This is a genomic window from Staphylococcus sp. HMSC65H10 (assembly GCF_001839185.1).
Classification (GTDB): Bacteria; Bacillota; Bacilli; order Staphylococcales; family Staphylococcaceae; genus Staphylococcus; species Staphylococcus simulans.
Genome location: NZ_KV840306.1, coordinates 40,085 through 53,450, shown reverse-complemented (window position 1 = coordinate 53,450; position 13,366 = coordinate 40,085). Strand labels below are relative to the sequence as shown.

The 13,366-nt window shown below is 37.7% G+C and carries 14 protein-coding genes; all 14 read right to left on the bottom strand.

Annotation, left to right across the window (positions count from 1 at the left end):
* Positions 1 to 12: 12 nt before the first annotated feature.
* Positions 13 to 363 (bottom strand): 50S ribosomal protein L19, encoded by a 351-nt coding sequence (gene rplS, locus HMPREF3270_RS00610; RefSeq protein WP_002480676.1) that lies wholly within the window; start codon positions 361 to 363, stop codon positions 13 to 15.
* A gap of 105 nt (positions 364 to 468) precedes the next feature.
* Positions 469 to 1,206: a tRNA (guanosine(37)-N1)-methyltransferase TrmD gene (gene trmD / locus HMPREF3270_RS00605; protein ID WP_070847660.1), complete on the bottom strand. Its 738-nt coding sequence runs from the start codon at positions 1,204 to 1,206 to the stop codon at positions 469 to 471.
* Positions 1,203 to 1,706: a ribosome maturation factor RimM gene (gene rimM / locus HMPREF3270_RS00600; RefSeq protein WP_002480674.1), complete on the bottom strand. Its 504-nt coding sequence runs from the start codon at positions 1,704 to 1,706 to the stop codon at positions 1,203 to 1,205. The genes trmD and rimM overlap by 4 nt, the downstream gene beginning before the upstream one ends.
* A gap of 112 nt (positions 1,707 to 1,818) precedes the next feature.
* Entirely contained in the window at positions 1,819 to 2,097 is a 279-nt protein-coding gene (gene rpsP / locus HMPREF3270_RS00595) for a 30S ribosomal protein S16 (protein WP_002480673.1), read from the bottom strand.
* Positions 2,098 to 2,258: 161 nt separating this feature from the next.
* On the bottom strand, positions 2,259 to 3,626 hold the full coding sequence (ffh, locus tag HMPREF3270_RS00590) for a signal recognition particle protein (RefSeq protein ID WP_002480672.1): 1,368 nt from the start codon (positions 3,624 to 3,626) through the stop codon (positions 2,259 to 2,261).
* A 13-nt stretch (positions 3,627 to 3,639) separates the two neighbouring features.
* The gene (locus HMPREF3270_RS00585) at positions 3,640 to 3,972 is read right to left on the bottom strand and encodes a putative DNA-binding protein (RefSeq protein WP_002480671.1); all 333 of its coding nucleotides are present in this window, start codon (positions 3,970 to 3,972) and stop codon (positions 3,640 to 3,642) included.
* Positions 3,959 to 5,194, bottom strand: coding sequence for a signal recognition particle-docking protein FtsY (gene ftsY / locus HMPREF3270_RS00580; protein ID WP_002480670.1), 1,236 nt, complete (start codon positions 5,192 to 5,194; stop codon positions 3,959 to 3,961). The genes HMPREF3270_RS00585 and ftsY overlap by 14 nt, the downstream gene beginning before the upstream one ends.
* A complete protein-coding gene (gene smc, locus HMPREF3270_RS00575; RefSeq protein ID WP_070847663.1) occupies positions 5,191 to 8,760 on the bottom strand; it encodes a chromosome segregation protein SMC in 3,570 nt (1,189 codons plus the stop codon). The genes ftsY and smc overlap by 4 nt, the downstream gene beginning before the upstream one ends.
* 40 nt (positions 8,761 to 8,800) lie before the next feature.
* Positions 8,801 to 9,508: a ribonuclease III gene (gene rnc, locus HMPREF3270_RS00570; protein WP_371106790.1), complete on the bottom strand. Its 708-nt coding sequence runs from the start codon at positions 9,506 to 9,508 to the stop codon at positions 8,801 to 8,803.
* Between the two features lie 159 nt (positions 9,509 to 9,667).
* Positions 9,668 to 9,901 (bottom strand): acyl carrier protein, encoded by a 234-nt coding sequence (locus HMPREF3270_RS00565; protein WP_002480667.1) that lies wholly within the window; start codon positions 9,899 to 9,901, stop codon positions 9,668 to 9,670.
* 124 nt (positions 9,902 to 10,025) lie between these two features.
* Positions 10,026 to 10,763 (bottom strand): 3-oxoacyl-[acyl-carrier-protein] reductase, encoded by a 738-nt coding sequence (fabG, locus tag HMPREF3270_RS00560; RefSeq protein WP_057511044.1) that lies wholly within the window; start codon positions 10,761 to 10,763, stop codon positions 10,026 to 10,028.
* Complete coding sequence (fabD, locus tag HMPREF3270_RS00555) at positions 10,756 to 11,682, bottom strand: ACP S-malonyltransferase (protein WP_002480665.1); 927 nt, start codon at positions 11,680 to 11,682, stop codon at positions 10,756 to 10,758. The genes fabG and fabD overlap by 8 nt, the downstream gene beginning before the upstream one ends.
* The gene (plsX, locus tag HMPREF3270_RS00550) at positions 11,675 to 12,661 is read right to left on the bottom strand and encodes a phosphate acyltransferase PlsX (RefSeq protein WP_060803494.1); all 987 of its coding nucleotides are present in this window, start codon (positions 12,659 to 12,661) and stop codon (positions 11,675 to 11,677) included. The genes fabD and plsX overlap by 8 nt, the downstream gene beginning before the upstream one ends.
* A gap of 7 nt (positions 12,662 to 12,668) precedes the next feature.
* Positions 12,669 to 13,226, bottom strand: coding sequence for a transcription factor FapR (fapR, locus tag HMPREF3270_RS00545; RefSeq protein WP_002480663.1), 558 nt, complete (start codon positions 13,224 to 13,226; stop codon positions 12,669 to 12,671).
* Positions 13,227 to 13,366: the final 140 nt, after the last annotated feature.

Sequence of the window (13,366 nt, the reverse complement as noted above, 5' to 3'; positions counted from 1 at the left end):
ATCTGTCTAAAATTAGCGAATTTCTTTAATTCTAGCAGCTTTACCACGTAAGTTACGTAAGTAGTAAAGTTTAGCACGTCTAACTTTACCGCGACGAGTTACTTCGATTTTTTCAATTTTTGGTGTGTGTAATGGGAATGTACGTTCCACACCTACACCAGATGAAATTTTACGAACTGTGAAAGTTTCTGAAACTCCGCCACCGCGACGTTTGATTACGACACCTTCGAAGACTTGGATACGTTCACGAGTACCTTCGACGATACGTACGTGTACACGTACAGTGTCACCGGCACGGAAGTTTGGTAAGTCTGTGCGTAATTGTGATTTAGTAACTGCTTCGATTAATTTGTGATTACTCATTTTATTATTCTCTCCTTCAAACTATGTTCTTGCCTCGACAACAAAATAGCAGCGGATCATAGTGATTTTTCGTGCTTAGCACACTTAAATAATATTAGCACACTGCTATTTGGTTTTCAATTGGTTTTTGTAGTTTTCAAGTATTTTTTCATCTTCTGATGTTAATGGATACTTTGTTAGTAAATCGGGTCTTTTGACTAATGTTCTAATTAATTTTTGTTCATGTCGCCATGCATCAATGTTTGCGTGATTACCTGATAATAAGACGTCTGGTACTTTCATACCTTCAAATTCTCTTGGACGTGTGTATTGCGGAAACTCTAATAAACCATCAGAGAATGAGTCATCTTGATGTGACTGTTGATTGCCGAGTACACCTGGAATCAAGCGTACAATCGCATCTGTCATGCTCATCGCAGGCAATTCTCCACCTGTTAATACATAATCTCCAATTGAGATTTCATCAGTCACTAAATGTTCTCTGATACGTTCATCATAGCCTTCATAATGACCACAAATAAACACTAAGTGTTCTGCTTGGCTCAATTCTTCTGCCACTGCTTGTGAGAAGGGTTTGCCTTGTGGGCACATTAATATCACACGTGTATTTTCTGTCGTCTCAAGGTCTTTCATCGCATTAAAGACAGGTTCTGGTTTCAATACCATACCTTGACCGCCGCCGAATGGATAATCATCAACTTGATTATGTTTATTAACCGCATAATCTCTGAAATTGACGGTGTTCACTGTTAGAATCTCTTTCTCTTGTGCACGCTTTAAAATAGAATGATTTAATACGCCATCAAACATTTCTGGAAACAGCGTTAAATAATCAATTTTCACTCGTCGAACATTCCTTCCAATGGCGTAATTTGAATACGGCGCCCAGAGACATCTACTTCTTGGACAACATCTGCGATATAGGGAATCAAGTACTCTTTATCACCTTGAACGACCCATACATCATTGGCACCTGTTTCAAAAATTTCTTTCACACGACCAATCGGTGTTTCACCATCAAAAACTGTGCAGCCGATAATGTCGGAATAGTAAAACTCATGTTCATCAAGTTCAATTGCTTCATGATCACGCTCTTGTGTCAGAATATCACCTTTAAAGTGTTCCACATCATTAATGTTGTTGATACCTTCAAATGTCAACATATGGAACCCTTTGTGCATACGATAAGAAGCAACTGTTAACGCAATTTCTTCGCCTTTGTGATTCAATGTCAAAACTTCACCAGGTTGAAAGCGTGTGTCTGTAAAATCTGAGTTAGATTTCACACGTACCTCACCTTTTATCCCATGTGTATTTACAATTTTACCGACTTCTACTTTCATGCACATTGCCTCCAATATTTGGTCTCGTGAAAAAAGCTCCAATACTTAACAATAACCCTAAGACAAGTGTATTGTCTCAGGGTTATGAGATTAAAGCAACTTATAGCTTAAATTACTTAGATTGACGTTGGTCGTCGAATTTTTTCAAAATACCTTCTTTAGATAAGATATTGTGAACTGTATCAGTTGGTTTCGCACCGTTAGCTAACCACTTAAGTGCTAACTCTTCGTCGATTTTAACTGTTTGTGACGCATCTTTAGTAACCGGATCATAAGTTCCGATTTGTTCGATGATACGACCATCACGTGGCGCACGAGCATCTGCTGCTACGATACGGTAGAATGGATTTCTTTTTGAGCCTAAACGTGTTAAACGAATTTTAACTGCCATGTATAATTCTCTCCTTTGAGTCTTTGTTTTCTTTTCTACAAGAAATAATAATAACAGGTATCAGAAAGTTTGTAAAGAGGTTTCTCTTTACCAATTTTATTTTTTATCTCTAATACACAGTAAAAGGTGTTGTAAGTCGCTGCTCACAACACCTTTTTCGATTAGAACGGCAAGTTCATGCCTTTCATCATATTTTCAATTTGACTGCGTTTGCCTTTTTTACCTTTGCCTCCGCCAGTAAATTGTTTCATCATTTTCTTCATGTCATTGAATTGTTTCATCAAACGGTTAACTTCTTGAAGTGAACGACCTGATCCTTTTGCGATACGTTTCTTACGAGATACGTTTAAGATTTCTGGTCTTTCACGTTCAGCTAAAGTCATAGATTGGATAATTGCTTTGATATGATCGATTTGTTTATCGCTCATATTTAACTTATCCATACCTTTCATTTTGCCCATACCTGGAATCATTTTCATGATTTCATCTAATGGTCCAAGATTTTTAACTTGGTCTAATTGTTCTAAGAAATCATCTAATGTAAATGAAGCAGTACGCATTTTCTTCTCTAAATCTTTTGCTTTAGATTCATCTACATCTTGTTGAGCTTTCTCGATTAAACTTAACACATCACCCATACCTAAGATACGTGACGCCATACGTTCTGGGTGGAACAATTCTAAACCGTCAAGTTTCTCACTGACACCAATAAATTTAATCGGTTTTTGCGTAACAGAACGGATAGATAAAGCTGCACCGCCTCGAGTGTCACCATCAAGTTTTGTTAAAGTAACACCTGTTACACCTAATTGATCATCAAATGATTGCGCAACGTTGACTGCATCTTGACCAGTCATCGCGTCTACAACCAACATAATTTCATTTGGTTTAGACAATTCTTTAACTTCAGCTAATTCGTTCATCAGTTTTTCATCAATATGCAGACGACCTGCTGTATCGATAATCACAAAGTCTAAATGTTCTTCTTTAGCATGTTTTAATGCATTGTCAACGATTTGTTGCGGTTGGACTTGGTCGCCTTCACTATAGACTGGAATGTCTAATTGTTTACCGACTGTTTGAAGTTGGTCAATCGCTGCTGGACGATAGATATCGGCTGCAACCAACAATGGTTTCTTATTGTATTTTTTACGCATTAATAATGCTAATTTACCTGCAGTTGTCGTTTTACCTGCACCTTGCAGACCAACCATCATCACAACTGTCGGCGGTTTATTTGCCATATTAACCGTCGCATTTTCGCCGCCCATTAATTGTGTTAATTCATCTTTAACGATTTTGATAACCTGTTGGCCAGGTGTTAAAGATTGCATGACATCTGAACCTAAAGCACGTTCAGAGACAGTTTTGATAAATGATTTTACCACTTTGAAGTTAACATCGGCTTCAAGCAATGCAAGACGCACTTCACGCATCATTGCTTTAATATCCGCTTCAGTCACTTTCCCTTTTCCTCGGATCTTCTGCATGGTCGCTTGTAAACGATCGGATAATCCTTCAAATGCCATCCAAGTGACCTCCTTATTCTAATTCTTCTAGTTTCTCAATATATTGTTTCAAGGCATCCGGATCTTCAATAGATGCTTTCATTTGAGTATAAATTTCACGACGTTGTTCAAATTTTGAATAAAGCGCTAATTTCGCTTCATAATCTTCTACTAAATCACCAGTTCTTCTTATGTTATCATATACTGCTTGGCGACTCACATCAAAAGTATCTGCGATTTCGCTCAAAGAGTAATCTTCAAGATAAAATAATTCCAAATAATTACGTTGTTTTTTCGTCAATAAAGATTGATAAAAATCAAACAAGTAATTCATACGCAATGTTTTAACTAAATCATTTTTGCTCATCAGGTGTGTCACCGTCGTTTTCTGTTGTTTCTGCTGCTTCTTCTTGATGTTCTTCAACTGTTTGTTCAATCATGTCCGCAAATAAGCCGTAAACGTAACTTTCAGGATCGAATGGTTGTAAGTCATCTAATTGCTCACCTAAACCAACATATTTAACTGGAATATGCAGTTCATTACGGATGGCTAATACAATACCACCTTTAGCAGTACCGTCAAGTTTTGTTAATACAATACCTGTGACATTCGTTACATCTTTGAAGTTACGTGCTTGTGATAACGCGTTTTGTCCAGTTGTCGCATCAAGGCAAAGCAATACTTCATGTGGCGCATCTGGAACCGCACGTCCGATGACACGTTTCATTTTTTCTAACTCATTCATCAAGTTCGCTTTGTTTTGTAAACGTCCTGCAGTATCACAGATTAAAATATCGACACCTTGGTGTTTAGCCGCATTAATCGCATCATACATCACAGCTGCTGGGTCTGAACCTTCGCTTTGGCTGATAACATCTACTCCGACACGTTCGCCCCATACTTTTAATTGGTTGATTGCACCGGCTCTGAATGTATCACCTGCTGCAAGCATGACTTTCTTGCCTTCTGCTTTATAACGGTGTGCCAATTTACCGATAGTAGTCGTTTTACCTACACCATTGACACCGACCATTAAGATGACATTCAAACGGCCATCTTCTAAGTTCATCACTTCAGAATTATCGTCTTCTTGTTGATAAATTTCTACAATTTTTTCAACAATAACTTCTTTTAAGTCTTCTGTTTCTTTAATGTTACGTCGTTGTGCTTCTGTACGTAGTTCATCAACTAATTCCATCACTGTGTTGAAACCTACGTCAGCAGTAATCAACATTTCTTCTAAGGCTTCGAAGAAATCTTCATCCACAGTGCGATAACGTGCAATCAAGTTATTTAATTGCTCTTGGAAGTTTTCACGTGATTTCTCTAAACCTTGTCTGAATTTCGCACCTAATTTTTGTGATTCAATTTCTTCAAATTCTTCAATAGAAATTAAACCGTCATCAAAATCGAAATCATCTTTCGGTTCTTCTTTAGGTTTTGCTTCAGGTAACGTTGATTTTTCTTCTTTTTCAGCTGGTTTCTTGTCTTCTTCTGACGATTCCGTCTGGTCTAAGTCTTGAAGCTCTTTTTCTTCTTCCGTTGGTTTGCCCGCAAACTTATCTTTTAGTCGTTTAAAAAAGCTCATTTTTCTTCCTCCTTCAACACTTCATCTATCGTATTTAAATTCACACTTACCAGTTTAGATACACCAGATTCTTGCATCGTAATACCATATAGTCTATCAGCCGCTTCCATTGTTCCTTTACGGTGTGTAATCACAATAAACTGTGTCTTCTCAGATAATTGTCTTAAGTAATTCGCATAACGAATTACATTCGCCTCATCTAAAGCTGCTTCTACTTCATCTAGTATAACAAATGGTGCTGAGCGTACTTTCAATAACGCAAATAATAAAGCAATTGCACTTAATGCACGCTCTCCGCCACTAAGTAATGACAAATGCTGCAGCTTCTTACCTGGTGGTTGTACGATAATTTCAACACCTGCAGTTAAATAGTCATCATCTGTTAATTTCAGTTCAGCTTGGCCGCCGCCGAATAACGATTTAAACACTTCTGAGAAATGTCCTTGAACCGCATGGAATGTTGTTTTGAATCGATCCATTACCGCTTGGTCCATTTCACGAATGATTTGTTCTAATGTCGCTTTCGCTTCTCTTAAATCAGTACGTTGTTCATCTAAGAAAGTAAAGCGTTCATACACTTCTTCAAACTGTTCAATCGCATTGAGATTAACTGGACCTAATTCTTCAATCGACATTTTAGTCAATTTCACTTTCTGTCTTAAAGCGTCAATCGGTTCATCTTGTTCATAGAGGTCTTTTGCCGCTTCAAACGTTAAATGATAATCATCATTTAAGTGATCCATACTATGTGAAATCAACACATCTAATTTGGATTGCTCTGCTTTGATATCTTGATAGCTGTTTTCAATTGATAGGATATCGCGATGTGTTTCTTGAAGTTTGTCATCAAATTCTTCTATTGAAGCGTTCGTTTCTTGACGTTTACCTTTTAATACGTCTAAGCGTTCATTTAAATCTGCTTTTTCTTGTTGTTTGATTTCAATATCTTTTTGAATCGTTTCAAAAGCTTTTTGTCCTGTCACTTCATCAGAATTAAACAGCTCAATATCTTCTGCTAATTTTTCTTGTTGAAGTTGATTTTGTTTGATTTGATTATCAATACGTTCAAGTTGTTGACGTTGTGTTTTACTACGTTCTTTCAACACAGCTAAATCTGATTGCTTTTGATGCAATTGTTGCTGTAATTGTGCAGTACTTTCTTTACCTTCTTTAGATAATTGCGTCAAACTTTCGATTTGTTGTTCTAAATCAGCTAACTTTTTCGCAAGTTGTTCTTTTTGTTGTTGTTTCGCTTCTAAAGTTTCGCGGCTCTTTTCACTTTGATAGCCATCATTTTTCTCAAATTCAAACTCTTCATGTTCACTCTTAATATGTGCTTCACTTTTCTTCAAACGGTCTAATTCTAGTTCGATATTATGTACCGCTTGTTTAGCTTCGTTATATTGCTGACTGATTTTTAAATATGTTTCACTCAATTGATTCGCTTCATCTTTGACTGCTTGAACTTCTTTTTCAAATTGAGTTGTCTGCTGTTCAAATTGTTTCAACTGTTCAAGCAACTGCGTCAATTCATCACGTTGTGCTAAAATGCTTTTCGTCTGACGTTGACCGCCACCAGTCATAGAACCGCCTGGATTCACGATATCGCCTTCTAATGTCACAATACGTGTACGATAACGAATCGCTTGTGCTAATTCATTTGCGTGTTTTAAATCATCAACAATAATGGTATTGCCGATCAAATTATAAATAATCGCACTATAGGTGTTATCTACACCGATTAAATCCGCAGCCACCCCGACAAAACCTGTTGCTTGTTGGGCAGTGTTCATAATATCGGCTTGTAAACGTCTTGGTTGAATGACATTTAACGGTAGGAATGTTGCTCTGCCTAAACGGTTTTGTTTTAAATAAGCAATCGCTTGGCGTCCATCTTTTTCAGTATCCACAATAATATGCTGCATAGAAGCACCTAATGCTGTTTCAATAGCTGTAGTTAATTCTGAGGGTACATCAATCACTTCTGCTACTGCGCCATGGATACCGTTCAATGGATTGTTTTTCGCTTTCAAGACATGTTTTACACCATTGAAGAAATACGTATAGTCTTCTTCACGACTGGTTAAACTTTCTATTTTAGCTTTCAATTTATCTGTATAACGATACGCTTGGTATAACTTTTCTTCGTATTCGTTTTGTTTATTTTTCGTTTCAGTCAGTTGTGCTTCATTGTCTTTTTGTTGTTGCTCTAAGGAAGCTAATTGTTGTTGTTTTTCTTTTTGTTGGGCTGTGATTTGATTAATTTCAGACTGAATTGATTTTAATTGGTTGAACGCATCTAATAAACGACTATCTAAACGATTTTGTTTGGCTTCGTTTTCTTCGATAGTGCGTTGGAGGAAGCGGATATCGTTATTAACCTCTGATTGTTCAGACATTAAATCATAATAACTATTTTTAATCTCTTCAAGTTGCTCTTCATGATCTGCATCTGATACATATAATTGGTCTTCAAGCTTTTTCACTTCTGCAGCTAAACTTTGTTGTTTTTCAGTCAGTGTTTGTTTATCTGCTTTAGCTTGTTGTTGATCTTCAATCAGTTGCGCATGCTGTGCTTTCAATGCTTCTTGTTCTTCTTCATAACGTGCATTCGTTTGTGATTGGTTACGCTTACGTTCTTCTAATACATTCAGCTGACCTGATAATTTTTCTGCTGCTTCTGTTGCTTGGACTAACTGATAATTCAAGCGTTCAATTTCATCGTTTTGTTGATTTAATTCCGCTTTATAATTCGCTAGTGTGCGAGAATAGCGATTTTGGTCTGCTTCTTTTTGCGCTTGTTGGCTCTTTAAGATATTTAAGCGTTCATCTGCTTTACTGATAGCTTCGTTATACTCATTAATATCATGAACCGTCACCAATACATCGCTTTTCTTCATTTCTTTAGATAAATGTTGATACTCTTTCGCAATCGCTGCTTCTTCTCTTAAAGGTTCTACACGACCTTCTAAATCATACAAAATATCTTCAACACGATTTAAGTTTTCTTCTGTTTGATCTAACTTTTGAACAGATGCTGCTTTACGTTTTTTATACTTTAATACACCTGCAGATTCTTCAATAATTTGACGTCTGTCAGCAGGTTTCGCATTCAAGATTTCATCTACACGGCCCTGTGAGATAATACTGAATGCTTCTTTACCTAGTCCTGAATCTAAAAAGAGATCTGTGATATCTCTTAAACGGGCACGTTCGTTATTTAAATAATACGCACTCTCGCCGCTGCGGTACAGCCTGCGTGTAACGATGATTTCGTCTTCTTCAACGTTTAATTGATGTGCATGATTATCTAATTTTAATCGAACTTCCGCATAGTTTTGTGCTTTGCGATGTTCTGCGCCGGAAAAGATAATATCTTCCATTTTCGAACCGCGTAAAGATTTCGCAGATTGTTCACCTAAGACCCATTTGATGGCATCTGTTACGTTACTTTTACCGCTGCCGTTCGGACCTACAATTGCGGTCACACCTTGGTCAAAGTGGACTTCAGTTTGCTGCGCAAACGATTTGAATCCGACTGCATTGATTGATTTTAAATAAACCATACTTCACTCGATCTCCCTATCACTGTTATACACAGCTTGTTCATTGTTTCTGATTCATCACTTTATAAGCCTTCTCTGCGGCTTTTTGTTCTGATTCTTTCTTCGTTCTGCCTTGGCCTTCTGCCACCGCTTCACCTTCTAATAACACTTCTGAGGTAAAGAGACGGTGATGTGCTGGACCTTCTTCATGAATTAAACGATATGTGACACTTCCTTTATTCAAGCGATGAATATATTCTTGGAATTGTGTTTTAAAGTCAATGACACCCATTAGCGCATCATCTTCAACGTATGGGAAGATAACTTCTTGCGCAAATTGCCATACCACATCTAATCCTTGGTCTAAGTATAAAGCGCCTACAAAAGCTTCAAAGGCATCTGATACGAGCGACGGACGTGTGCGTCCACCAGTTTTTTCTTCGCCTTTGCCAAGTAGGATTAATTCATTTAATTTGATTTTATTCGCAAATATTACAAGTGAGGGTTCACAAACGATGGTCGCGCGCATTTTTGTCAGATTCCCTTCAGGCAATCCTGGATATTTGTCATATAAATACCGTGAAACCGTCAATTCTAATACCGCATCTCCTAAGAACTCTAAGCGCTCATTATGCGCAAGTCGGTCCATATTAAAATCGTTGATAAAACTAGAGTGTGAAAATGCTTGTTGATATAGAGGTAAATGGTCATACGTGAGATGTAACATCTCCATTTTTTGTGCAAACTTTTGATTAAAAGCCTGCAGCATAGCGTCTTTCTTATGCTTGGTCAAAAGATGACCTCCTTTTAATTTTACAGAATACAACATCACGCTGTATGCGCTTATGTGTCTCATTTTACGTGAATTTAATGCAAAACAAAAGAAAAATCTGAGTCGCTGATTAAGACGACTCAGATAATATTGTTATTATTTTTCAAGGTTGTTGATGAAGTTTACTGCGTCACCAACTGTATTGATTTTTTCAGCTTCTTCATCTGGAATTTCAGTACCGAACTCGTCTTCTAATTCCATAACTAATTCTGCGATATCAAGTGAGTCAGCGCCTAAATCATCTTTGAAAGATGCATCTTCAGTTACTTTGTCAGCATCTACACCTAAACGGTCAACGATGATATCTTTAACTTTATCGAAGTTTTCCACGTCGATTCACCTCCTTTAAAAAGCCTATACGACTCTATTATTTTCCCATTTTATCATCAAGAATACAAGTAGGATTACCCCACAAAATAGTGTAATCCCACTACTTCTCGTGAATTAATGGTTATTATTCCATAAACATACCGCCATTAACATGGATAGTTTGGCCAGTAATGTATTTTGCTTTGTCAGAAGCTAAGAAAGCTACTGTGTTCGCAATGTCTGTATCTTCGCCAAAACGGCCTAATGGAATTTGTGATTTCATTTGATCTTTAAGGTCGTCATTCAACGCATCTGTCATATCAGAAACGATAAAGCCTGGTGCTACTGCGTTAACTGTAATGTTACGTGACGCAAGTTCACGTGCTGCAGTTTTTGTTAAACCGATAACCCCTGCTTTAGTCGCAACGTAGTTTGCTTGACCAGGGTTGCCGACTGCGCCCACCACACTAGATAAGTTGATGATTGCACCGCTTCTTTGTTTCATCATTTGACGTGTTGCTTTTTGAATACAGTTGAACACACCTTTTAAGTTTGTGTTGATCACGTCATCCCATTCTTGTTCTTTCATACGCATTAATAAGTTATCACGTGTAATACCTGCGTTGTTGACTAATACGTCTAAAGAACCGAATTGTTTTACGACTTCTTGAATCATGTCTTTAACTTCATCAGGATTTGCGACATCTGCTTGAATCGCAAAGGCTTCAACACCTTTATCCTTGATTTCTGCGACAACTGCTTCTGCTTTGTCTTTATTGCCTGCATAGTTGACTGCGACATTATAACCTTCTTCAGCTAACTGTAACGCAATACTGCGCCCAATACCTCTTGAAGCTCCTGTTACTAATGCACTTTTACTCATGTTCATTCCATCCTTTAACATCTTCGAGTGTTTGAATCGAAGTTAATTTAACGTCTCTGTTGATTTTCTTGATTAAGCCCGATAAAACTTTGCCTGGTCCGATTTCAATAAAGTGGTCGACACCTTGTTCAATTAAATACTCAGTTGATTGAATGAATTGAACTGGTGAATACAATTGTTTGACCATGTTTTGTTTAATCACTTCTGCGTCAGTTTCAGCTTGCGCATGGTAGTTTTGAACAACCGGAATTTCAGCATCGTGCCATTCGAATTGATTGATGTAATCTTCGAAGTCTTTTTCAATGACTTGCATCATAGATGAGTGGAAAGGTCCTGACACTTTTAATGGTAAGACACGTTTCGCACCTAAGCTTTTGCCTTCTTTCACAATACGATCAATCGCTGTTTTATGGCCTGAAACTACAACTTGACCTGGTGAGTTGATGTTCGCCGGTTCAATAATAGAACCTTCTTCTGATAAATCTTCACAGATTTTTGCGACATCATCATAATCTAAACCAAGTACCGCTGCCATGCTGCCGACACCGCTTGGGAAAGCTTGTGCCATCAATTCGCCTCTTTTACGGACGATTTTAACCGCATCTTCGAATGCTAAGACTTTTGCTGCGACTAAACTTGAATACTCACCCAAGCTGTGCCCCATTGTATAGTCCGCATCAACATCACCTAATGCGTTTAATAACGCAATACTATGTGTTAACAATGCCGGTTGAGTGTTTTCAGTTTCGCCTAGTTTACCTTCTTCATCTGTAAACATAGTTTCTAATAAATCAAAGCCTGCCGCATCTTGTGCAGCATCTAAAATTTCAGTAGCTTTTGTATCTTGTTGATACAAATCTTGCGCCATACCTACTTTTTGTGCACCTTGTCCTGGAAAAATAATTGCTGTTTTACCCATTTTGTTCACCTACCGTCTCTTTCATTACTTCAACAATATGTTGTTCTCCTGCAATTTTCGCTTGGCGAATCGCAGAATAAAAAGCTCTCGCATTAGAACTGCCATGTGCTTTAACCACAATACCATCTAAGCCAAGTAGTACAGAACCGCCATATTCAGCGTAATCCATTTTTTTACTCATGTTGCTTAAGTCTTTCTTCAAGACTAAGGCAGCTAATTTATTTTTAAAGCTTGCCATTAATGTAGACTTTAACATTTTACCGATTGATTTCGCAGTGCCTTCTAAATTCTTTAAGACCATATTGCCTGTAAAGCCATCAGTGACCACGACATCAGCCGCATCTTCCATTAAAGTTTTCGCTTCAACATTTCCTGAGAAATAGAATGATGGATCAGCTTTCATTAAATCATACGTCGCTTTCGTTAAACTGTTACCTTTTTTCGCTTCAGTTCCGATGTTTAATAATGCGACTTTCGGTGCACCGATACCACGGATTTTCTCAGCGTAAATATTGCCGAGTTGCGCATATTGTAATAAATGTTCCGGTTTCGCATCCGCATTCGCACCGACATCTAAGAACACAAAGCCTTTACCTGAAACTGTCGGTAAAGTTACAACTAATGCTGGACGTGCGACACCTTTAATACGGCCGACAATAAATAAACCTGCTGACATCAAAGCACCGGTATTACCAGCTGAGACACAACCAGAAGCTTCACCGTCTTTAACTGCTTGTGCAGCTCTGACCATTGAACTGTCTTTCTTACGTTTTATGGCACGAACCGGCTCATCTTCCATTTCGATTTCTTCAGTCGTATGACGGAAATCCAAACGGTCATGTTTCAGTGTGCACTGTGCTTCATCTCCGAATAAAATTATATGTAAATCTGGGAAGTCATTCAACGCTTGCTCTACCGCTTCTAACACGATACCCGGTGCGTCATCTCCGCCCATCATATCAATGGCTAATGTCACCATTTCGTGATCACTCCTCGTTATAATAATACATTTTAAATGTACCTTTAAAAACACATTTATCTTTCACATAAGACGAAACCGCAACAGTAATATATTTCGAACCGAAATCAACCACTTGCGCAAAGGCATGGACTGTATCATGCAGTTTCACTTGTTTTAAAAACGTCACTTGGCTTTCTCTCGTCAGCACCATACTCTTTTGGATTAAAGCAACACATAATGAATTCGCTTGCGCAAAAAGAATATGTCCACGTGCAATGTCATTACGTGTAAAGACTGAATCTTCCGTAATATAAATCAAAGATTCTGCAGTCACATCTGGTTCTACCCGGATTAAATCTCCGATAATCTCATTTCCTTCTATTGCACGAATATGCTTATAGTTATGCTCAGCAACGGTTTTAATACGTTTACGTAATTCTGGGATCTTCAAAAACGTTCTATCTAATCTGATGGTTTGGATACTGACAGAAAATAAATCACTGAGTTCATTATCAGTCATAAAGGGGTTTTCCTGCAGTCGTTGTTTGATAGCTTCACGTCGTTCTTGTTTCTTCAACTTCATCGCTTTACCCCCTAATTAGTACCAAGTCTTAAGACTACCTACATATCATATCATTTTCTCTTAAATTTGCTCAACAAAAAACACAACAGCCTAATTAAGTATAGTGTATCGAAATTAGTCTGTTGTGTCATGTATTGTTA